19 protein-coding genes, 2 pseudogenes and 1 CRISPR repeat array are annotated in these 20,841 nt (G+C 39.3%); of the genes and pseudogenes, 7 read left to right on the forward strand and 14 right to left on the reverse strand.

Features of this window, described 5'->3' with window-relative positions; all coding sequences use genetic code 11:
* Nucleotides 1–209: 209 nt before the first annotated feature.
* A pseudogene (locus ACE1AT_RS27750) lies at nucleotides 210–411 on the forward strand (DUF4277 domain-containing protein); the annotation flags it as partial.
* A 265-nt stretch (nucleotides 412–676) separates the two neighbouring features.
* On the opposite strand, the gene ACE1AT_RS27755 reads toward ACE1AT_RS27750, so the two are convergent.
* Entirely contained in the window at nucleotides 677–832 is a 156-nt protein-coding gene (locus ACE1AT_RS27755; RefSeq protein ID WP_374874298.1) for a hypothetical protein, read from the reverse strand.
* Between the two features lie 119 nt (nucleotides 833–951).
* On the opposite strand from ACE1AT_RS27755, the gene ACE1AT_RS27760 reads away from it, so the two are divergent.
* Nucleotides 952–1,761, forward strand: a complete 810-nt coding sequence (locus ACE1AT_RS27760; RefSeq protein ID WP_374874300.1) for an S-adenosyl-l-methionine hydroxide adenosyltransferase family protein — start codon at nucleotides 952–954, stop codon at nucleotides 1,759–1,761.
* Nucleotides 1,762–1,852: 91 nt separating this feature from the next.
* Entirely contained in the window at nucleotides 1,853–2,509 is a 657-nt protein-coding gene (locus ACE1AT_RS27765) for a DUF2301 domain-containing membrane protein (RefSeq protein WP_374874302.1), read from the forward strand.
* A 144-nt stretch (nucleotides 2,510–2,653) separates the two neighbouring features.
* Here ACE1AT_RS27765 and ACE1AT_RS27770 read toward each other — a convergent pair whose 3' ends face one another.
* On the reverse strand, nucleotides 2,654–3,478 hold the full coding sequence (locus tag ACE1AT_RS27770) for a zinc-dependent peptidase (protein ID WP_374874304.1): 825 nt from the start codon (nucleotides 3,476–3,478) through the stop codon (nucleotides 2,654–2,656).
* Between the two features lie 78 nt (nucleotides 3,479–3,556).
* Complete coding sequence (locus tag ACE1AT_RS27775) at nucleotides 3,557–4,267, reverse strand: hypothetical protein (RefSeq protein ID WP_374874306.1); 711 nt, start codon at nucleotides 4,265–4,267, stop codon at nucleotides 3,557–3,559.
* Nucleotides 4,268–4,633: 366 nt separating this feature from the next.
* On the opposite strand from ACE1AT_RS27775, the gene ACE1AT_RS27780 reads away from it, so the two are divergent.
* Complete coding sequence (locus ACE1AT_RS27780; protein WP_374874331.1) at nucleotides 4,634–5,986, forward strand: sensor histidine kinase; 1,353 nt, start codon at nucleotides 4,634–4,636, stop codon at nucleotides 5,984–5,986.
* A 191-nt stretch (nucleotides 5,987–6,177) separates the two neighbouring features.
* Here the strand turns inward: ACE1AT_RS27780 and ACE1AT_RS27785 are convergent, their stop codons facing one another.
* Nucleotides 6,178–7,035 (reverse strand): YsnF/AvaK domain-containing protein, encoded by an 858-nt coding sequence (locus tag ACE1AT_RS27785; RefSeq protein WP_374874308.1) that lies wholly within the window; start codon nucleotides 7,033–7,035, stop codon nucleotides 6,178–6,180.
* 465 nt (nucleotides 7,036–7,500) lie between these two features.
* The gene (locus ACE1AT_RS27790) at nucleotides 7,501–8,403 is read right to left on the reverse strand and encodes a DUF2382 domain-containing protein (RefSeq protein WP_374874310.1); all 903 of its coding nucleotides are present in this window, start codon (nucleotides 8,401–8,403) and stop codon (nucleotides 7,501–7,503) included.
* Between the two features lie 313 nt (nucleotides 8,404–8,716).
* Here ACE1AT_RS27790 and glgA point away from each other — a divergent pair, with 313 nt between their 5' ends.
* Nucleotides 8,717–10,195 (forward strand): glycogen synthase GlgA, encoded by a 1,479-nt coding sequence (gene glgA, locus ACE1AT_RS27795; protein WP_374874312.1) that lies wholly within the window; start codon nucleotides 8,717–8,719, stop codon nucleotides 10,193–10,195.
* A gap of 119 nt (nucleotides 10,196–10,314) precedes the next feature.
* Here the strand turns inward: glgA and ACE1AT_RS27800 are convergent, their stop codons facing one another.
* From ACE1AT_RS27800 to ACE1AT_RS27810, 3 genes are read right to left on the reverse strand one after another with little or no spacing between them, the layout of a single operon-like run.
* Nucleotides 10,315–10,965, reverse strand: coding sequence for a PmeII family type II restriction endonuclease (locus ACE1AT_RS27800; RefSeq protein ID WP_374874314.1), 651 nt, complete (start codon nucleotides 10,963–10,965; stop codon nucleotides 10,315–10,317).
* 21 nt (nucleotides 10,966–10,986) lie between these two features.
* Nucleotides 10,987–12,189, reverse strand: coding sequence for a DNA cytosine methyltransferase (locus ACE1AT_RS27805; RefSeq protein WP_374874316.1), 1,203 nt, complete (start codon nucleotides 12,187–12,189; stop codon nucleotides 10,987–10,989).
* A gap of 54 nt (nucleotides 12,190–12,243) precedes the next feature.
* Entirely contained in the window at nucleotides 12,244–13,221 is a 978-nt protein-coding gene (locus ACE1AT_RS27810) for a 2-hydroxyacid dehydrogenase (RefSeq protein WP_374874317.1), read from the reverse strand.
* A 160-nt stretch (nucleotides 13,222–13,381) separates the two neighbouring features.
* Between ACE1AT_RS27810 and aroC the strand changes: the two genes are divergently transcribed.
* Entirely contained in the window at nucleotides 13,382–14,470 is a 1,089-nt protein-coding gene (aroC, locus tag ACE1AT_RS27815; RefSeq protein ID WP_374874319.1) for a chorismate synthase, read from the forward strand.
* Between the two features lie 409 nt (nucleotides 14,471–14,879).
* Here aroC and ACE1AT_RS27820 read toward each other — a convergent pair whose 3' ends face one another.
* Together ACE1AT_RS27820 and ACE1AT_RS27825 are read right to left on the reverse strand one after the other, a co-directional pair.
* The gene (locus ACE1AT_RS27820) at nucleotides 14,880–15,092 is read right to left on the reverse strand and encodes a hypothetical protein (protein WP_374874333.1); all 213 of its coding nucleotides are present in this window, start codon (nucleotides 15,090–15,092) and stop codon (nucleotides 14,880–14,882) included.
* A gap of 463 nt (nucleotides 15,093–15,555) precedes the next feature.
* Nucleotides 15,556–15,881: a CRISPR direct-repeat array (repeat unit 36 nt; unit sequence CTTTACAATCACATCGCCCCGAAAGGGGATGGAAAC).
* A gap of 441 nt (nucleotides 15,882–16,322) precedes the next feature.
* On the reverse strand, nucleotides 16,323–17,177 hold the full coding sequence (locus ACE1AT_RS27825) for a ferritin-like domain-containing protein (RefSeq protein WP_374874321.1): 855 nt from the start codon (nucleotides 17,175–17,177) through the stop codon (nucleotides 16,323–16,325).
* Between the two features lie 47 nt (nucleotides 17,178–17,224).
* On the opposite strand from ACE1AT_RS27825, the gene ACE1AT_RS27830 reads away from it, so the two are divergent.
* Nucleotides 17,225–17,527, forward strand: a complete 303-nt coding sequence (locus ACE1AT_RS27830) for a hypothetical protein (protein ID WP_374874323.1) — start codon at nucleotides 17,225–17,227, stop codon at nucleotides 17,525–17,527.
* Between the two features lie 76 nt (nucleotides 17,528–17,603).
* Here ACE1AT_RS27830 and hpnJ read toward each other — a convergent pair whose 3' ends face one another.
* From hpnJ to ACE1AT_RS27850, 4 genes and pseudogenes are all read right to left on the reverse strand, one after another.
* Nucleotides 17,604–19,040, reverse strand: coding sequence for a hopanoid biosynthesis associated radical SAM protein HpnJ (gene hpnJ, locus ACE1AT_RS27835; protein WP_374874325.1), 1,437 nt, complete (start codon nucleotides 19,038–19,040; stop codon nucleotides 17,604–17,606).
* A 68-nt stretch (nucleotides 19,041–19,108) separates the two neighbouring features.
* Nucleotides 19,109–19,231 (reverse strand): hypothetical protein, encoded by a 123-nt coding sequence (locus ACE1AT_RS27840; protein ID WP_374874327.1) that lies wholly within the window; start codon nucleotides 19,229–19,231, stop codon nucleotides 19,109–19,111.
* 117 nt (nucleotides 19,232–19,348) lie between these two features.
* Nucleotides 19,349–20,509: a bacteriohopanetetrol glucosamine biosynthesis glycosyltransferase HpnI gene (gene hpnI, locus ACE1AT_RS27845; protein WP_374874329.1), complete on the reverse strand. Its 1,161-nt coding sequence runs from the start codon at nucleotides 20,507–20,509 to the stop codon at nucleotides 19,349–19,351.
* Between the two features lie 157 nt (nucleotides 20,510–20,666).
* Nucleotides 20,667–20,841, reverse strand: a pseudogene (locus ACE1AT_RS27850) (photosystem II q(b) protein); the annotation flags it as partial.

Below are 20,841 nucleotides of genomic sequence, written 5' to 3' on the forward strand. Positions count from 1 at the left end.
CAATCCCAAAGGTTGAAAGTTCCTCAAACATCCCACTCCCTGATTGACCTGTGGTCAATATTAGTCGGGGATGGTTTCGTCACTTTCCGGCTATTCATCCCCACCGTATAGACGGATGGGGAATTCCGCCGAATTAGTTAATTATATATTGAGATTTTTTTGATCCCACATTCCGCAGGTGCGATCGCAAAATGTTGTATTTTTGAGGGATGAGTATTTCAACATCACAAATCAAAGTACAAGATATCGATCACTTGGGCATAGTGGCAGGGATTATTGATGAAATGGGGAAGGTTATCGGAGATTAACCAACTGCTTGGAACTCATCCCCAAGAAATAATTAGTGCAGGTCAGGTGGTCAAAGCAATGATTATCAACGGCTTAGGCTTTGTCAGTGCGCCATTATATCTATGATCCGTTGAGCCGTTTACGTATTCTCAATATTTGTACAGTTATATATATGACTTTTAATTGCGTAACCTAATTCTCGCGAATCGTGTTAGTTTACTACACTCTTATGGGTGTATTAAGGGTTTATCCAGACAGGTGCAAGATCTGAGGGCCAATTCAGAGGACTAAAGTCCTCACTACAAACTTAAGAGAAGAAAGCCTGCTAAAACAGCAGGCAGAAACACAACAGAACTATGAACAACCTATGTGCATTAAATTTTATGCTTTAACCGAAATATTTCATTTCTGCCTCTAGCTGACGAATGAGGTTTTCATCGCCCTTAGCTCTAGCTACTTCCAAGCGATGCTGCAAACTTCTTCTAATGCTTTCTCTGTGAGCTTCTCGTGCTTTTTTAACTACTTCTGTTCTGCTTGTAATCATAGGAATTTCTTTGGTCTGAATCATTATTTATTTATGTCTTGTGATCATAACATATCGATTTTTTAGTTGCGTATGTTACAGAAAAATTAAACTTGGTCATATAATGCTAATGGGATCACATGTTCGAGAAGCAACAAAATCCGCAATCACTGGTGACTTTACTCACCGATTTCGGCGATCGCGATGTATATGTAGGTGTGATGAAGGGAGCGATCGCCCAAATTAACCCCCGGCTAAAGGTGGTAGATTTAACACACCAAATTCCGCCGCAAAACATAGCTGCTGCTAGGTTTTGTCTCATGGATGCTTATCTTTACTTTCCTGTAGGAACCGTGCATGTAGCAGTAGTAGATCCGGGTGTGGGAGGAAAAAGAAGAGCGATCGCTGTAGAATTTGCCCATGGATTCTTAATTGGGCCAGATAATGGCTTATTTAGTGGAGTGTTGAGTCAGAGTCCTGCTGTCGCTGCGGTAGAACTAACAAATCCTAATTACTGGCGTACTCCAAATCCTAGCAGTACATTTCATGGTCGAGATATTTTCGCTCCTGCTGGGGCGCATCTAGCTTGTGGTGTTCCTCTGAGACAGCTAGGAACAGAAATCAATCCAGAAAGCTTAGTCAAGCTAGAGATAGCCGAATGCACTCAAAGCGAGAATATGATCACAGGTTGTATTCAATATATTGATCATTTTGGTAACTTAGTCACCAATATTCCTGGAACTTACCTACAAAACAAAAGTTGGGGCGTACTTGTGGGTGAGAAAATCATACCAGGACGTCAAACTTATGGAGATGGAGAAATTGGCGATCGCATCGCTCTCGTTGGTAGTCACGGTTGGGTAGAATTGGCGATCAATACTGGTGATGCGCGATCGCAGTTGCAGATGAATTTGGGAGATACCATACAAGTAGTGATTGAGAATGATTAGAAAGGGACAAGGGAGACACACCGGACGCAGAGAAAAACCAATGACAAATGACCATTGACAATTGACAATTGACCACTAACTAATTTGACATATGACTACTCAAACAATATCAGCACCAGAAGTTTATCAAGGTCAATTTGGCGAATTTACGATTACTGAGGGCGATCGCAAAGGTGTGGTTATTTACCGTAGTGGGTTAATGCTGGCTGCAATTTGCTTTGCTGTGGGCAGTGCTTTAGTATTGTTGAACCCTAACCCCACTATTTTTAAATTACTAACACCTTTATACGCCTGTTTCAGTCTAGGACTTGGTATTAGTTTACTCACCATTCATATTTACATGGTGGAGTTGCACCGAGCTTTACAAGTTTTTTGGCTGATTGGTAGTATATCCGCAATGATTTTGGCAATTACAAATAGTCAGCCTTTAGCTATTACTATTTACACTCAACCATTGACATTATTGGGTGTAGGTTTTACCTTTGCAGCTTTGACTGGTATTTATTTTAAAGAAGCATTTTGTTTTAATCGTCTGGAAACAAAATTGTTAACTCCTATCGTACCTTTATTGCTACTTGGACATTTAGTTGGTATATTGCCAACACAGTTAGAACAGGTATTGTTAGGAACTTGGGCAATTTTATTTGTAGTTTTTGCTATACGGAAGACAGTACAGGCAATTCCAGCAGATATTGGAGATAAGTCAGTGTTTGCCTATTTAGAATCAAAACGTTCTGCTAAAGTTTAATCCACAAAAATGTAAAAAATCGACCAAAAAATTCCCCACCATGCGTTTATTTAAACATCAGCATTTGTGGATACCAACTACTTTGGGGTGGGGAATGATCGCTTTTAACCGAAACTATACAACAAAGCGATCGCAGCTAAATATCTAAATCCATTCCCCAGGATCTACTTGATAGTAACCTTGCAATAACTCATACAATCCCGGATGCATCTTTAACAACTGCTGCGGTTTTTCAAAAAATGTCTCAGTCGCCACAGCAAAAAACTCTGCGGGATTAGTCGCACCATAACTATTCATCACATTTTTTATACCTCGTTGCACATCATTGCAGAGTTGTTGATATGCTTGTGTCATCACCCTAGACCAAATGGAATAATCTGATTTTTTTGCCAAAATCGGCACACCCTGCGTTTTACCTTCCTCTTGATCTAACTGATGAGCAAATTCATGCAGAATCACATTATGTCCGTCATTCCAGTTGCGCGTGTCTTGTTCCACCTGTTCCCAAGATAATACTACTTGATCGCGACTCCACGACTCACCCAATCTTGCTACACGCCTTTCTTCGACAACATATTCACTAGTTGCAACAGTTTCGTTGACAAAATAGGCGCTGGGATAAATTAAAATCGAACGTAGTTTGGGAAAATATTCGCCTCGTTCATTCAGCAACAGTAGACATGCGACAGCAGCAATAGTTAGCTTCATTTCTTCTGTCACCTGCAATCCTTGACACCCAATGAATTGTTTTTCTGCTAAAAATACTTGCACATGTCCTTGTAGGCGTCTGCGTTGATCGGGAGAAAGACGGGTGTAAATGGGAAGATTATTTTCAATAATGGCGTTCCAAAGTGGAGGAAAAAGACGTTTTTTCTGAAGATTTCTTCGTTGTTTGGTGATGATGGGACTGATTAAAATTCCAGTAATAATTAAGCCAATTATAAGTAAAACAATAATAGTTTGAATCATTGTTTTTTATTTTGTTTTCTAAGCTGAGTAGATGCATCAGGAACAATTAATGTCTCTGATGCAGTATTTTGTAATCAACTATCCTGCTAAATTATTCATCATAAATCTATTTTCTTGAGTGCATAAAATTTCAAGAATTGTCATCGTAAAATCTACTAATTCTCTATCGTTTAATTCTCGGCGCGATCGCTTGCCATATTTCTGTTGTAAATACCGTCTTCCTTGTTCGGAATTCCAGCCTAATTGTTTTAAATAAATATCAGTTTGCGCCATAATTATCCCACGTAACTCAGGATTTGTAATACTTGGCGATTTTGGGATCTGATTAATTTTATGACTAACTTTTTCTTCTAAAGATAGCAAGTCAATTTCGTTGTGTTCGTCCCAATTAATCTGGACTGTTTGATAAGTTATTGGATTATAAATTGTACAAAATACAACTTTTTTATCTCCCGGAGACACTGCAATTGTCAATGGTTGATGTAGTTGTTCACTCGTGAGAATATCCAAAGATAGCAATAAGCTTTTACAGAAGTAAGAATCTCTACCGGAACGGATAATATAAGGTTGTTCTGCTAAAATATGTAAATCTGTTTTCTTTGTCTTTCCAAACTTTGTCTCAACTACTTTGTTACATTCTATCTTTGTGATGACTCCAGTCAAAGCTTTGTCATAAATTGGAATATGTTTCTCTTCTTCAGAAAGCATATACCAACAGTGATCTGCTTCTCTACTCACAAAAACATATTGAGGTTTTGGTACGTTTCCAAATCCTAGTTTAATTTCCATATTGCCTCTCAATGATGTGATTTAGTTATTTACCAACGAGTTTTACAGGTGATTCTGCAAAACCAAAAGTTTGGTTACACATATAGTTCCCTGATGTAGAGAGTAATTATTTATCGGGAGCAAAATAAATTTATTGAACTAAGATATATTTTAGTATTTTTGTACTAAAAAGGAACAGCTAAGAATTAATCCGATTTCGCTTTTATTAGCCTACACAAATGTAGGGGTGTATAGCTTGTATGCTCGTACGGATCTGCGATCGCAACAATTTAGTTAAATACCGCAATTACATATTACCGATTACCAACCTCAACGGTTAGAATATTGGCTTCTCGTCTACGTGTTGTATCAGAAATAGGGTGTCAAGTGGCACAGGAATATTGTTCAGAAATCGCACCACCATTACTTTTGAGTGGTAGCGATCGCGATCTTGATTTAGAGTCTACTCTCCAAGAGCTACAGCTGTACAACTTCCAAGTTGAAATCAGTTGTACTGGTACAGAAGTAGCCAAAGTTTTTGAAAAAAACCCACTGCTACCAGGGGTAATCTTGGTAGAACAGGGAAAATACACTGGAATGATTTCGCAGCGACGACTGCTGGAATTTTTCATCCGTCCCTACGGACAAGAGTTATTTTTTAGCCAGCCTTTAAGTGTAATTTACAGTTATGCTCGTACTCCAATTTTAATTTTGCCTGAAACTACGCCGATTTTGGCAGCGATGCAACTAGCGCTGAGGCGATCGCCTGAACTTTTAGCAGAACCGGTGGTTGTGCAAACTGTCCACGATACTTACAAATTGTTAGATATACAGCAATTGAATATAGCTTCTTGGCAAATTCGTGGTATTGAAACTCAAGTCCGCTACGAACGTAGCCAAGCTCAAATGATTCAAAATGATAAGATGGCAAACTTAGGACGCTTGGTAGATGGGATTGCTCATGAGATTTTAGATCCAGTAGGTTTTATTTGGGGTAATTTAACTTATGTCTCCAACTACAGCCAAGATTTACTCAAACTGATCGCAGCTTATGAAAGTAAGTTATCTTCACCTTGTGAAGAAATAAATTATCTCAAACAAGAAATAGAATTTGATTTTTTAGAACCAGATTTATTACAAGCTCTTACTAGTATTCGTACGGGAGCAGAAAGATTAAAAAAATTAGTGATCAGTTTACAAAATTTTTGTCATATCGATGAGGTTTATCCCAAACCTGCTGATTTACATGCATGTATTGATAATATTTTGTTAATCATCAATAGCAGGATTCAGGGAGAAATAGAAATAATTAGAAATTACGGTCGTCTACCTCCGATATCTTGTTTCATTGGACAACTACATCAAGTATTTATGAATCTTTTAAGTCACTCTGTAGACTTATTGCTTGATGAAGCAGTACGACATCGGTTAAATCCTATCAAACAAACTAATAAACCGCGCATCGAGATTACTACAGAAGTCATCTCTCAAGAATCTACCACACCAGAAGTGCCAGATTCACGATGGGTTGCCATTTATATTCAGGACAATGGGCCAGGAATTTCTGATAAATTAAAACAGCAGATTCTAGAATCTTTTTCTGTGGAAAAAAGAGCTAATAAAGAAACGAGCCTTGCAGTAAGTTATCGCATTATTACAGCTAGGCATGGTGGTAAATTTAATTTATCTTCAGAAGTTGGTGTAGGTACAAAATTTACAATTTTGTTACCTTTGTTGTAGCCCATAACTAAAGTTCAGAGCTGCATAGTGAAAGTCAACTCAAGTGGAGTGAATTTCTTATTGAGTCTTCTTTAGAGGACTTTCGCTATGAAACTGGCGGGATAGATATTACGCGGTAAGATTTGTGTGTATAAGCCTATAAGAAAAAAGTTTACAACATAGGTTTTGAATTTTATCATTTACGATAAATTTTATTTAATTGACGTACGTTCAAACCACTCCTCATATTTTTTCTGATATTCTTCATTTTCGACCACAATAGTCACTCGTACTTTTTGACATCCATGATTTCGTTCTAATGCGATCGCATTTAGAAGCAGACTAGCGATTTTGGGTGAATTAAAGTCTCCACTTACAGTCAAATTATGATCATTTATATCAATTAAATCAACTTCGTGTTTTTCTACTTGGCTCAGTTCAACACCAGAAATTTCTTCTTGACCGAGAGCAAATTCTGCAAGTAATTTATTTTCTGGACTGACTTGTTCAATCACCAGTTTTTCATATTGCACTGGTACTTGTACCATTCGGGTTTCAATTTCTTTCCGAACAATTACATCACCAATTTTTCGTTTTTTCTTATTTACAATTAATCGTTCACTTAACAAACGAATAATTTCTTCTTCTGTTTTTTCACCAATTTCATTTTGTTCTAAATTCATATCTGGAGCAGTACTCATGACTGGCTCTATATTTGAATTTTCTAAATTATTATTATTAGTCATTGGTGATTGAGAATATTCAGGCATATGTTTAATGTGTGATTTATCTATGTCTAAGAAAACAGATTTTGTAGCTATGTCAATTTTCTTGATTAATTTGCTAGGTAACAACAGGTAACTGTGATGTTCCGAAGATTGTAGACTTGGTAACGATGTAAAGCTAGTGACTATTATATTAACTTTGTGATTGTAATCTATAATTAAATCTCTTACTCTACCGATTAGCAAACCTTCTTTATCAATAACTGCAAAGTTTCTAATCTTTCTTATCAATTTGTTAAGCAAGTCGTGAACCTGAACTTGATTATTAATTAATTGTTTTTTCATTTTATTAAAATAAAAATATTTAAGTTATAAGACTGTGATATTGCTTTTTTTACAAGTGATTAAGTGCAGGTAAAATCAATCTGATTTACCTACACTTTTTGTGGAACTAGTGATCAGTCTTATGTTTATAGTTCAATACGGTTCAGTTAAGAAGAAATGTAGGTTGGGTTGAGTGCAAGCGAAACCCAACCTACGCTAGTTTTAGTTTTTAGCCTTAACTGAACCGTATTGGTTTATAGTTCTGTGTTCTCATCTTGCACTTAGCTATGAGATCAAGTTCACTTCTCAAAGTTTAAACCTGTTAAAACAGGCTATAATTCTGATTCACTTTGATATCTTCAAGGTTTAGCTGATTAGCTAGTAAATAGATTTACCGCCAGTAAAAAATCTAATGCAAGAATGAGTGTAGTCAATAATTCAACTCATGACAGACTATAAACAAACTTAAGCTAGTTACATCCATCATTAACGTTCATCAATGGGGAGATTAGGGCTATTTACATCCAATTCTTCCCGACGAATTGTGTCTTGAGCCTCAACAGTATCGCGCTCTACTTCTTTTCTAACTCTGACTTCTTCACGCAATACTGCTTCTTTACGAATTTCGGGAGTTTCTTCGTAGATATCCACGCGAGCAACTTCACCTTCACGGAAGTTTGCTTCACCAGGAGCAACTGCTCTACCTACTTCATTAGGAGTAACTCGTTCGACGACTACTCGTTCTTTTTCTATAGGAACTGCAACTCGTGCAGTTTCTGTTTCAACGTGCTTACCAACTGTTACTTCCCCAACTTTCTGACGTCGTTTATTAGCAATTAAACGTTCTTCGTATAGTCTGAGAGTTTGATGATTTTGCTCATTCAACCCAAACAAAGAAGGCTCGCGATCATAGGTGTAGCTATCACGATCATATACGGGAGTAGCACCAGTATAACCGCTAGTAGAAACTGGCTGATAAGGCATCTCGACACTAGTTTGATCAGTCAGAGGAGCGGATGCTTCTAGTGGTGCAGGATTGCGATATACACCCCGTACTCGTTCTTCATAATCGTAATCAAGAGTTTGACGTTCGTCGTATTCAGGTAAGTTATCTGCTTGCTCTCTAGTCATACCAATAACATAGACGCGATCGCTAGTATGATCTATGCGAGAACGTCCAATCGGTAATAATACTTTCTTACCAAAAATCCAGAAGCCCATGTCCACAACTAAATAGCGAAAATGACCTTCTTCATCTACTAAAACATCATGAACTGTACCAATCTTTTCATCAGTTCCTTCTGCATAAACACTCATTCCTTTGATATCATTTCCACCAAGAGCATCGCGGTAGTTAGAATCAAAATCTGTTAGTTTATAAAGAGCCATAATTGATCTCCCTAAGCTGTTTTTTATCTTTTCAGTACTACGCTATTAAGTTATTGAGCTTTATTTATCTTCCTAACGAGTGAATCAGTTTCTTAGGGATGTTATCTATGGATGTATTTTGGTGATCGGTGATCGGGGATCGGTGATCAGGGATCGGGGACACGGGGGACAAATGACCAATGACAAATGACAAATGACAAATGATCAATCGTAATTTCAGCTATCACCCCACTACCCTATTGTCAATGAGTACATGTTTCATATACTGGTGAGTAGATAGTAAAGATGAAGTTTTGTGAAGCGAGGGTAGGGCATGTACATTGTGCAAATCGCCTCCGAATGCGCTCCTGTAATCAAAGCAGGGGGTTTAGGCGATGTAGTTTACGGACTGAGTCGGGAATTAGAAGGTCGTGGGCATTCTGTTGAAATTATATTGCCCAAGTATGATTGTATGCGCTACGACCATATTTGGGGACTCCACGACGCCTACATCAACCTGTGGGTACCCTGGTATGACGCTGCAATCCATTGTTCTGTGTACTGTGGTTGGGTACATGGACGGATGTGTTTCTTTATTGAACCCCACTGTGAGGATAATTTCTTTAACCGGGGTTGCTATTACGGTTGTGATGACGATAACATGCGCTTTGCGTTCTTTTGCAAAGCAGCTTTAGAATTCTTGCTCAAAAGCAACAAGCGACCTGATATCATTCATTGTCATGACTGGCAGACGGGCTTAATTCCAGTCATGCTTTATGAAATTTACAAATATCATGGCATGGAGTATCAGCGCGTTTGTTACACCATCCACAACTTTAAGCATCAAGGACTTGGTGGTATTGATCTTCTCCGGGGAACAGGTTTAAACCGAGAGTCGTATTACTTCCAGTACGATCACCTACGTGACAACTTTAATCCCTTTGCTTTGAACTTGATGAAGGGGGGTATTGTTTACTCTAATGCTGTAACCACAGTTTCACCTCACCATGCTTGGGAAGCACAAACTACAGACATTGGCTGTGGTTTAGGTCATACCTTACATCTGCACCAGGGTAAATTTAGCGGGGTACTCAACGGGATAGATTATGATTTCTGGAATCCCGAAATTGACCGCTACATTCCTTACAACTACACCCAGGCTGATTTTGAACAAAAAGCATATAACAAAAAAGCTTTGCAAGAGCGATTGATGCTTGCTCATAGTGATAAACCAATTATCGCTTATATCGGTCGATTGGATAATCAAAAGGGTGTGCATCTTGTTCATCATGCAATTTATCATGCACTCAATAAAGGAGCGCAATTTGTTTTACTAGGTTCTGCAACAGAACCTGGAATTAATGCTCATTTCCAGCACGAAAAACAGTTTTTAAATAGTAATCCTGATGTTCATTTAGAACTAGGCTTTAATGAAGAATTATCTCACCTAATTTATGCCGGTGCAGATATGATTATTGTCCCTAGCAATTACGAACCCTGTGGTTTAACTCAAATGATCGGCTTAAAATACGGAACTGTACCCATTGTGCGTGGCGTTGGTGGACTTGTGAATACGGTATTTGACCGAGATTACGAGCAAAATTTACCACCAGAACTACGTAATGGCTACGTATTCTATGACACCGATGATTATGCTTTAGAATCAGCCATGGATCGAGCGATCGCACTGTGGTATGAAAAGCCACAAGAGTTTCGCCAACTAGCCCTTCAGGGTATGGACTATGACTACTCATGGAATCATCCAGGAGCAAAATATGTAGAAATTTACGACTGGATCAGACATAAGTGGTAAAGCTGAGATCATTCTCTAGCTTCAAGTTATTTACCCTGTAAGTCTACAACGTAGAAATTATCAATCTTTTACGTTGTAGACAAATACATGCCTAAATTATCAATACTTAAAGTCTAGCTTCAGAAAATACTATTAATATAATTTGATACTCCGTGATGACCATCACCAAACTCATATACTACCTGATCTTTATCCATGTTGTTGGGTCCACTTTTGATTTGTAGCCAAAATTTTTCACCATCACTAGTAGTTTTTATCAAATCCCAGCCTGATTTTTTAGGAGCTTTTTCAACTGTATCAGAACTAGTGAGTAGCAAGTCTTCTATAAAAAATCCCATAGATGTAACAATTGATCTAGTAGCTGCCATATAAACATTTAATCTGACAACTTCATTTGGAGTATCTAAATTAAGCGCTCTAATTAAAAATGGATTAGGATTTAATTTTTTTAAAGTTAGGCTTCTAATCATATCTAATTGTTTTTGAATAAAAACCCTACTAATAACAGCTAAATAATTTTCCGCTATTGTAAGATTGGGTGATAGAAATCCAGAGTTTTTATAAAAAAATAACTTTGTAATTTCTTCATCTGTTAATTTCAACACATTTTTACCAGATAGACTTTTTATGTTTTTAATATTTTCTTCTGTAAATTCTAAAAAATCTTTAATATCTGCAAAGTATGAAGCAAGAGAACGTGCTTTATTAGGGGTAAAACCAACTTCGTTGATTAATGCATATGCTAACATCTCATGAAACTGTTCTGACACCTCATTTTCTCCTAATTGTAATTACATAAATTTTTGATATTGTTCAATTTCAAAAAGTGAAAGCTGTTCAAAATATTTTTGTGAATTTGGCTTCTCGCCTTTAATTAATCCATATAAGTGTTTGCCAATAGCATAAGCCAATTGAACTGGTACCGAATTACCTATTTGTCTATATTTAGATGTTACGGAACCATAAAAAATCCAATTATCAGGGAAGGTCTGGATTCTAGCATATTCACGTACACTAAGAGGACGTAATTCAAATGGATGGCACATATCTGTAGCTTTCTGATGGGGACTAGTTGTCACAGTAGGAGATGGTTTATCCCAAGACAATCTTCTATAAAATCCAACCTTTCCCCCTCCGGATTGATAGGCTCCTCCCATAGCGTCAGGCTTTAATTCATCTGGTAAATATCTCCAGTTTTGACCTTCTTTCAATAGGGAAAGATATTTAAGACGTTGTTTGGAATAAGGAATATATTCTGGTTGTAAATCAGATAAATTGTTAAGAGCATTTCTAAGGGTTTGCCATTTCGGGAGTCCGTTCAAACCATTTCTATTGTGAGTAGGTTTTGGCAAAGTCACAAACTCACCATCTCGTGAACCGATAAATATTAGTCTAGCTCTAGTTTGTGGTACACCATAATCAGCAGCTTCTACTAATGCAGGAAAAGCAACTTTATAACCAATAGCTTTCATTTCAGCTAATACCACTTGAAGAGCTGCACCCTCCATTTCATCGGTTTCTAAACCAGGAAATCCTGTACCTCTTTGATTATGAGGTCTATGTCGAATAGGAGCTGAAAGTAATCCTTTGACATTCTCCATCAAAAAAAATCGAGGTTGAATTTCTTTAACGATGCGAATGAAATCCATAAATAAACTTCCTCGTGGGTCCATAACAGAACCACGCTTTCCTGCTGTGCTGAATGGTTGACAGGGTGGTCCTCCTGTCACTAAATCTACTTCACCAGGTAAAAGAGGTCTACCAAGTTCTAAAACACGTCCTCCTTCTTCCAATAATGTTTGTGATGAAACTACTCTTATATCTCGTGGTATGGCACTTTCAGCAAGATGAGGACGATTCAAAACAATAGTTTTTGTTGCATCAACATCTATTTCAACTACGCTTACCGTGTGAAAACCCGCTTGTTCTATACCTAAGTCAAGACCAAAAGCTCCTGCAAATAAAGCAATAGATGTTAACTGGTTATTAATCACATTGACCTCAAATTTTCAAGTTTAATTCAAATAGTCATCGGATATGATCATTATTTATTGATAAACTTCTGGATTTACACAATTAGGTAATCTTTCTCCTCTTAACCCAGCTATCAAATTATCAATAGCCATATTCGCCATTTTTTCTCGTGTTGGACGACTGGCGCTACCAATGTGAGGGGTAATAATTAAATTATCAAGACTCAATAATGGGCTATCAGTTGGTATTGGTTCTGGTTCTGTGACATCTATCGCAGCACCTGCAATTTCACCAGTACGTAAGGCTTGATACAAAGCATCAGGATCTACAATTGCTCCTCGTGCTGTGTTGATGAGAATTGCAGACTGCTTCATTAATGCAAATTCAGCTTCTCCAAATAAATGAAAAGTTTCTGCTGATAATGGTGTATGAATAGTGACAAAATCTGATGTCTGTAGCAAACTGGCAAAATCAGCAAACTCCACACCGAGACTTTGCTCTAATTCTGGGTTGCATCTGTGCCTACTAGTATAAATAATTCGCATATTAAAACCTTTAGCACGACGGGCAACAGCTTGACCAATCCGCCCAAAACCAACAATTCCCAACGTTGCACCCGCAATATCTGGCCCCAATAGCAGATCAGGTTCCCATGTTTGCCATAAATGCGATCGCACAAACCGATCCGCCTCCACCACTCGCCGCGCAGCAGCCATCAATAAAGCCCAAGTCAAGTCAGCAGTTGCATCTGTCAACACCCCAGGAGTATTACCAACAGGAATACCCCGCGCTGTCGCAGTTGGAATATCAATATTATCGAATCCCACAGCCATTTGACTGATTACTTTTAGAGTTTTTCCCACTTCTATCAACTGTTGATCAATTTGGTCAGTCAGTAAACACAGCAATCCGTCTACTTCTTTCACCTTCTCCAATAAAACTTCATAGGGAGGCGCTTGGCGTTCCGGCCAAACTTCCACATTTGCAACTTCTTCCAAACGGTGTAACTGCGTAGGTAAACGACGAGTGATCAAAACTTTAAAATAGGGCATATAAATGTTACAAGAGATTTGAAGATGGATGGCAATATATCCAACAATAATCAAAGATGCGATCGCAACCTTTAGTTGATTGAATTCCTGATGTTATTAGCTTTCTGTCTTAGCTAAAGGGCGGTAAGATAGATAATCGAGACCATACTTCCTCAATATTATGGGCAACACATTCGGGCATCTATTTCGCATCACTACATTTGGCGAGTCCCACGGCGGTGGTGTGGGAGTTGTAATTGATGGTTGTCCTCCTCAACTAGAAATTTCCACCGAGGAAATTCAAGTAGAACTCGATCGCAGACGTCCAGGACAAAGTAAAATTACCACGCCTCGCAAAGAAGAAGATAAATGCGAAATTCTCTCTGGAGTATTTGAAGGCAAAACTCTGGGAACACCGATCGCCATTTTAGTACGCAACAAAGACACTCGTTCCCAAGATTACGATGAGATGGCACTCAAGTATCGTCCTTCCCATGCAGATGCAACTTATGATGCTAAGTATGGTATTCGTAACTGGCAAGGTGGCGGTAGATCATCAGCACGAGAGACAATAGGTAGAGTTGCAGCAGGTGCGATCGCCAAAAAAATTCTTCGTCAAGTCGCCAATGTCGAAATCATCGGTTACGTCAAGCGCATCAAAGATTTAGAAGCTGTGATTGATCCTGAAACCGTTACTTTAGAACAAGTAGAAAGTAACATCGTTCGCTGTCCTGATGTTGAATGTAGCGATCGCATGATTGAATTAATTGAGGAAGTGCGGCGGCAAGGAAATTCTATTGGTGGTGTAGTAGAATGCGTAGCACGCAATGTACCCAAAGGTTTAGGTGATCCTGTTTTCGATAAATTAGAAGCAGACCTAGCTAAAGGAGTCATGTCTCTACCTGCTAGCAAAGGATTTGAAATTGGTTCTGGTTTCGCCGGAACTCTCCTAAGTGGATTTGAACATAACGATGAATTTTATATTGATGAAGCAGGTGAAATTCGTACTCGTACTAACCGTTCTGGTGGTATTCAAGGCGGAATTTCCAATGGAGAAAATATTATTATCCGTGTAGCATTTAAACCAACTGCAACGATTAGAAAAGAACAAAAGACTGTAACTAATGAAGGTGAAGAGACTGTTTTAGCAGGAAAAGGACGTCACGATCCTTGTGTGTTACCACGTGCAGTTCCGATGGTTGAAGCAATGGTAGCGTTGGTTTTATGTGACCATCTATTAAGACATACTGGTCAGTGTCGAGTTATATAAGTTTTGATAAGCTAATCGTCATTCATTTTTCCAAAATGATTAGCTTGTAGTAAGGGCTTTAGCCCTGGCTTTATGCAACTTAAATGCTCATTAGCTTACCAATTCCCAAAATGATTGATACAGATAGATTGGTAGAAGTCGGGCGCAGACAGCAATTGTCAATTCCATTTTCCACGCATCCAAAATCTAAAATCTAAAATCTAAAATTCGGTGAGCGGACAGATCCCCGACTTTTGAAAAGATACAGCTGGCGAATCAGGGGTGACACCCCTCACTGACGATTTTTCGTCATTCCACCAGATGTAGAGACGTAGCAATGCTACGTCTCTACAACCAATTTGTGGGCGAACGAGGGGTTTGACCCCCTATTCGCCAGCTGCATCTTTTCAAAAGTCGGGGATCTTCTGGCTCAAGATTTAGTTTGTGTAATTTTTTTCACTGTTTGAGCGATCGCTTTAGCATCTTTACCGTCAAAAGTTTGCTCGTCGCCATTCTTCCAGGTAATGAAACAGACAAATCGCCAAGACATTTGGATATGAATATCGCAAAATCGAATTTGACGAGCGTAACTTAAATTTAATAAACCTCTTGTGGGTGTTTGACAAAGAATCGGTTGTGGCATCATAGTTAATAAGACCTTACTGAATATAGTTGGGTGGGAGAGGCGTTGTCTACTTGGTCGTGGGAACGCCTCTCTTATTTGTATATTAATACGACTGTTTATTATTTTCAATACCTTTTTTGATATTATTTCATAATATTGTATATTGATAATAGCGCTGTGTATACTGGGTGTGTCGCGGGAGCAGAGACGCGAAATTACCTTGTGGGATCTTGCTACGCATTTCTACTTGACAAATAAAAGCAGCAAATCATACTCTAATTGAAGTGTGTTGAGTTTCATCTACACACCTCGCCCGAACCTTGAAAACCGCATAACTTCGTTGAAGTGTGTCGATGCCTTATGCAGCAAGGTTTCCAGGCTGCAAAATTGGCAACTTTCTGAAATTTTTTTTCCATTTTTCAGAGGTGTGTCGATTAGGGGGTCTAGAACCCTCTCTGTGTAAGCGTTCTAGATGTGAACTCTTTACAATCACATCGCCCCGAAAGGGGATGGAAACGCAACTAATTTTTCATTCACAAAATCCCAGCTTTTTTGACTTTACAATCACATCGCCCCGAAAGGGGATGGAAACCATAAGTCTATAAAATTAGGAGCATATCGGCAGTTTACTTTACAATCACATCGCCCCGAAAGGGGATGGAAACCACTTTAGTTTTACCTAGTGCTGGCAATATATCTCCTTTACAATCACATCGCCCCGAAAGGGGATGGAAACCCGCAGATGTTCCCCAGAAGGGTGTGGGCGCTTTTCTTTACGATCGCATCGCCCCGAAAGGGGATAGGTGTAACTATCAGTTGCTCATGTCGTAGATTACCTTCACCCCCTCACGGGGATTAAAATTCTTCATCTACGTGGCTTTTTAAAAGTTTATTCAACCAAGAACCGCGATAAATTTAATCATTTATTTGCGATCGCGTAGCGCCTACTTTGCACCATCGCTTTGACGTTTGTGGGTAACGTCGCGATGTTCTTTAGACCTCTGGTGAAAAAGAATGTAGTACTTCGCCACGCAAATTTTGACAGGTTGCGAGGGGTTAGATCCCCGACTTTTTAGAGGATACAGCTGGCGAATCAGGGGTGTCACCCCTCACCGAGATTTTTCGTCATTCCACCAAATGTAGAGACGTAGCAATGCTACGTCTCTACAACCAATTTGTGGGCGAATGAGGGGTTTGACCCCCTATTCGCCAGCTGTATCCTCTAAAAAGTCGGGGATCTATTACCTTCTAAGAATTTTGTGCAATCGCGTTTGATTGACGCCGGGGTATAAGCTTGAGAGTGCGTAGCGCAATTTTTGCCAAGTTTGGTACCAATTGAGGCTGGATGAGTTGTTTGTCAAATACGCTCATCCGTTGGGCGTTTTCTTCTAAACAGCTGGCTAGCAAAACTTCCGGCGTTAAATTATCTATAAAGCTACTAGCACCAGTGGCGGTAAAACCCTCTTGTTTTTCCTCATTGGAACCAGTAAAAATTTGAATCTTATCTTGCAGCGCTCTCTTATAATGCCAAACAGCATTTGTTCCCCGCAACCAATTGCTTCTACCGTCCTGAATTTGCTCGTAAGTCACCCAATTCACAAAAAACATGATGTGACGGGCTTCTTCATTCAAAACCACATCAAAAATTTCAAACAATGCTTCGCTGATATCAGTTGCGTGACGACGAGCAAGTCCAAATAAACCAAAGGCTAAGAAAGAATCAAGACACTCACCAAAACCAAAGTCAAGAAAAGCGGTTTTTATATTACTAGGAAGTACAGGTTCAGGAAGTGGGGAAATCTGAATATCGTAATAGTCGATCAGAAATTTAATCAGTTTACCATGACGTTCTTCCTCCATAGCTTGCAGAGCGATCGCTTCTCGTAATAAAGGATCGCTCATTGTCTGGGCGAAGGCGTTCACCATCACTCCTGCTTCTTGTTCTGTTTCGAGTGCTTCTCTCCAAAAGGGAATACCGCGCAGGCTTTCGAGACCTACAGTATCAAGATTAGGCCAAGGAAGTTTTTCAGGCTCATACTTCACGTGACTTTCGATGAAACTGCGACAAAAAAGTTCTTTGTGGTCTTTGCTTCCTATTTTCATATTTTGGGGATTGGGGATCGGGAATTAGGGATTGGGGAGTGCTTGGAGTGGGTTTCAAACTAGAACTTTCAGGTTTCAAACTAGAACTTTCGGATTCAAAACTAGAACTTTCGGGTTTCAAACTAGAACTTTCAGGTTTCAAACTAGAACTTTCGGATTCAAAACTAGAACTTTCGGGTTTCAAACTAGAACTTTCAGGTTTCAAACTAGAACTTTCAGGTTTCAAACTAGAACTTTCGGGTTTCAAACTAGAACTTTCGGGTTTCAAACTAGAACTTTCGGGTTTCAAACTAGAACTTTCGGGTTTTAAATTAGACGCTCATGTGATAAATCACACAACGAAACCATGAAAAATACAGCAGATTTCAACCAGCATGAGGTATAGAAAACCCCACCCGCGCTACGCGCACCCATTTTTAAGACAATTTATGCTTTTGCGGCTGCTTGGGTATGACGTTCTTTGAGGTAAGCAAAAAATTCACGTCCCTCACGCAGGCGACGCACTAACATTTGTGGATCGGTCAGCATTTCACCGACAATTGGGATGATGGCTTTGGGACGGAAGTAAAACTTACGATACATTCGTTCAACAGCATCTTCAATATCAGCACTGGAAAGATTCGGATATTGTAGTGTAGACATTTGAATGCCAGAATTAGCAACTAAAGAATTATCACTAAACCAACCATTATCCTGTGCTTGCTGATAAAGTTCTGTCCCAGGATAAGGAGCAGCAATAGAAACCTGAATTGTATGAGGACTCAAATCGCAAGCGAAGCGAATCGTTTCTTCAATGGTTTGCTGACTTTCGTTTGGTAAACCGATAATAAATGTGCCGTGTACAGTGATACCAAGTTTATGACAGTTTTCCATAAATTTACGGGCAACTTCCAGCTTAATTCCTTTCTTAATACCGTCTAATATTTGCTGATTACCCGATTCAAATCCTACTAATAGTAGACGTAAGCCGTTGTCCCGTAGTTGCTTGAGAGTATCGTAATCTAAGTTAGCACGAGCGTTACAACTCCAAGTCAACTTCAATCGCTTCATATGTTCGCTAATGGCGATCGCTCGCTGCTTATCAATCGTAAATGTATCGTCATCAAACATATATTCCCGGACTTTGTCGCCAAAGATGGCTTTCGCTTCTTCCATCTCGCGTCCCACTGCTTCTGGGGTTTTATGACGATACAGGTGTCCACCAATCGTTTGCGGCCAAAGACAGAAGGTACATTTTGCTGGACAACCGCGCCCAGTATAAAAAGAAATGTATGGATGCAGCAAATAGCCAATAAAGTATTTTGTAATATCTAAATCACGGGCGTAAATTGGCAACACACTGGGCATAGAATCCCAATCGTGAATCAACGGACGGTCTTCATTATGATGTATCTTACCTTGGCGATCGCGATAGCTTAGACCTTTGATGCTATCCCAAGGCTTGTCTTCTGCCAGTTCTTTACAGGTATAGTCAAATTCGTGACGACAGACAAAGTCAATTATGGGATTTTCCTGTAGCGTCTGTTCTGGTAATACTGCCACATGCGCTCCAATTAAGCCAATCTGTGCATCTGGATTTTGAGCTTTAATGGCTTCAGCACACTTCACATCATTAGGTAGGGAAGGTGTACTGGTGTGCATAATTACTAATTCGTACTCTCTAGCAATTTTCAGCACATCTTCCACTGTTTGTGCATGGGGAGGCGCATCCACAAGTTTGCTATTAGGTACAAGAGCAGCAGGTTGTGCTAGCCAAGTAGGATACCAGAAAGAGGTAATCTCCCGCTTGGCTTGGTATCGAGAACCTGCACCACCATCAAACCCATCGAAGGAAGGAGGACTGAGAAATAAAGTTTTCTTCACAGGTATATATATCTCCATTAAATAATTTGCAGCTTGTAATTAACTAAACGGTCATTTGATTTTAGATTTTAGGTTTTGGATTTTGGATTTTGGACTCCGTCGTGAGCGCTCAGTCGAACGATTTTGGATTTTGGATTGACTCCACTTAGGTCATCTGCTTCTTCTATACCATCAAAAGAAGTATCGGTCACATAATAAATTACACAACGAGGACATGAAAATCTATTCCCCGATCCCCGATTCCCGTACTCTATGAGAAGCCGCTGACGCGTCTACGCGTAGCGTCTCCTCTGGAGAATCCCCAATCCCTATGTTTTCATTGCAACTAACTTACCTTGTTTTGTGATTTTCAATTGCTGTCCTCGCCATTCAATTGTGTTACCAACAAAGCAATAGCACCAGATTGCAAAGTCAATTAAATCCCATAAAGGAATCAGCCACAAATATTTTTTAGCAGCAGAATCGTTAAGAATTTTGACGCCCACAACCCAACCCATTGTTAATCGCATTATCCAAGTTATAAATAGTGCAGTCCAGCCCACTATTGATTCTCCTGTAGTAATTAGTAGTAGCAAGCTGGTAATGGTGCCATAAGTAAAAATCAATCCTAAATAACCCCAAGGACGAGAAACCCGTGTACAGCGCGCCCAACGAATCTGACGATTGATAGAATCAGCTAGGGTTGTGGTTGTTAGTACATGCTCAACTACATAATCAGAAAGGACAACTTTGTAGCCTGCTTGAGCTGGAAGGTAGCCGAGTTGAAAATCGTCTGCGAGATAATCAACGATCGCCTCTAATCCTCCTATTTTCTCCAACACTTGTTTACGAATGACAATAGTAGAACCAAAGGCAAATTTTATACCTTCAAGTTTGTTACTTACTAAAACACCTGCATGAAAATCAGTCGCAGTACCAATAGCTTCTAAAGTTGTTACCCAGCTCTGTGCTGAAGAACGATACAAGCAGGTGACGACACCAACTTCTGGATCTTGATATGGTTGAATGATTCGTTGCAAATAGTCATTTGTGACTTTGATGTCACTATCAGCAATCAGCAGAAATTCATATTTGGCAAATTGTATGGCGTTTGCTAAATTGCTGATTTTCAGGTTTGTACCAATAGTGCGATCGCTAATTATCAACTGAATATCCACTTGAGGAAAGTCATTGATTATTTGCTTAACTAAAGGTATGGCAGGGTCTTGATTGTCACGAACGCTAAAAATAATCTGATAAGCAGGATACTGCTGTCGGCAAAAAGAAGCCCAATTTTCGTAAGCATCAGCGTCAAGTCCACAAATCGGCTTCAGAATCGTAATTGGTGGATGAAATTCTGTAGCAACTGGATAGCGATGCTGAAAAAAGGCGATCGCCGCATAGATTGCATAACAGTAAAACCAAACAGCTACTAGGCAGAGAATTAATAGCAGGAAATTAATAATAATAGTCGGCTCAAAAATACTCAAGCAATTTAAGTTCCAAAAGTCTCATCGACTAAAGTATAAAAAATAGTGTGCGATCGCAACGAAACAGTATACCAAAAACAAAAGCGCCCTCCATTTTGGAGGGCGCTTTCTCATCTATTTAATTGTAAAGACTTACTGCATCTCGACTATCTGAGGATTAACCGTTGATAGCGGGAGCAGAGATTGCAACAGGTGCAGATTCAGCAGCAGCCAAGTCGAGAGGGAAGTTGTGAGCGTTACGCTCGTGCATGACTTCCATACCCAAGTTAGCGCGGTTGATGATGTCTGCCCAAGTGTTGATCACGCGACCTTGTGAGTCAATTACTGATTGG

This window comes from Pelatocladus sp. BLCC-F211, assembly GCF_041928655.1.
Lineage (GTDB): Bacteria > Cyanobacteriota > Cyanobacteriia > Cyanobacteriales > Nostocaceae > Pelatocladus.

Bases quoted from the DNA above. Each gene is read 5' to 3' on its own strand.
- glgA (WP_374874312.1), top strand. From the start codon at position 8,717: ATGTACATTGTGCAAATCGCCTCCGAATGCGCTCCTGTAATCAAAGCA.
- ACE1AT_RS27760 (WP_374874300.1), top strand. From the start codon at position 952: ATGTTCGAGAAGCAACAAAATCCGCAATCACTGGTGACTTTACTCACC.
- ACE1AT_RS27755 (WP_374874298.1), bottom strand. From the start codon at position 832: ATGATTACAAGCAGAACAGAAGTAGTTAAAAAAGCACGAGAAGCTCAC.
- ACE1AT_RS27825 (WP_374874321.1), bottom strand. From the start codon at position 17,177: ATGAAAATAGGAAGCAAAGACCACAAAGAACTTTTTTGTCGCAGTTTC.
- ACE1AT_RS27790 (WP_374874310.1), bottom strand. From the start codon at position 8,403: ATGGCTCTTTATAAACTAACAGATTTTGATTCTAACTACCGCGATGCT.
- ACE1AT_RS27765 (WP_374874302.1), top strand. From the start codon at position 1,853: ATGACTACTCAAACAATATCAGCACCAGAAGTTTATCAAGGTCAATTT.
- ACE1AT_RS27820 (WP_374874333.1), bottom strand. From the start codon at position 15,092: ATGCCACAACCGATTCTTTGTCAAACACCCACAAGAGGTTTATTAAAT.
- ACE1AT_RS27770 (WP_374874304.1), bottom strand. From the start codon at position 3,478: ATGATTCAAACTATTATTGTTTTACTTATAATTGGCTTAATTATTACT.
- aroC (WP_374874319.1), top strand. From the start codon at position 13,382: ATGGGCAACACATTCGGGCATCTATTTCGCATCACTACATTTGGCGAG.
- ACE1AT_RS27785 (WP_374874308.1), bottom strand. From the start codon at position 7,035: ATGAAAAAACAATTAATTAATAATCAAGTTCAGGTTCACGACTTGCTT.
- ACE1AT_RS27810 (WP_374874317.1), bottom strand. From the start codon at position 13,221: ATGCCCTATTTTAAAGTTTTGATCACTCGTCGTTTACCTACGCAGTTA.
- ACE1AT_RS27775 (WP_374874306.1), bottom strand. From the start codon at position 4,267: ATGGAAATTAAACTAGGATTTGGAAACGTACCAAAACCTCAATATGTT.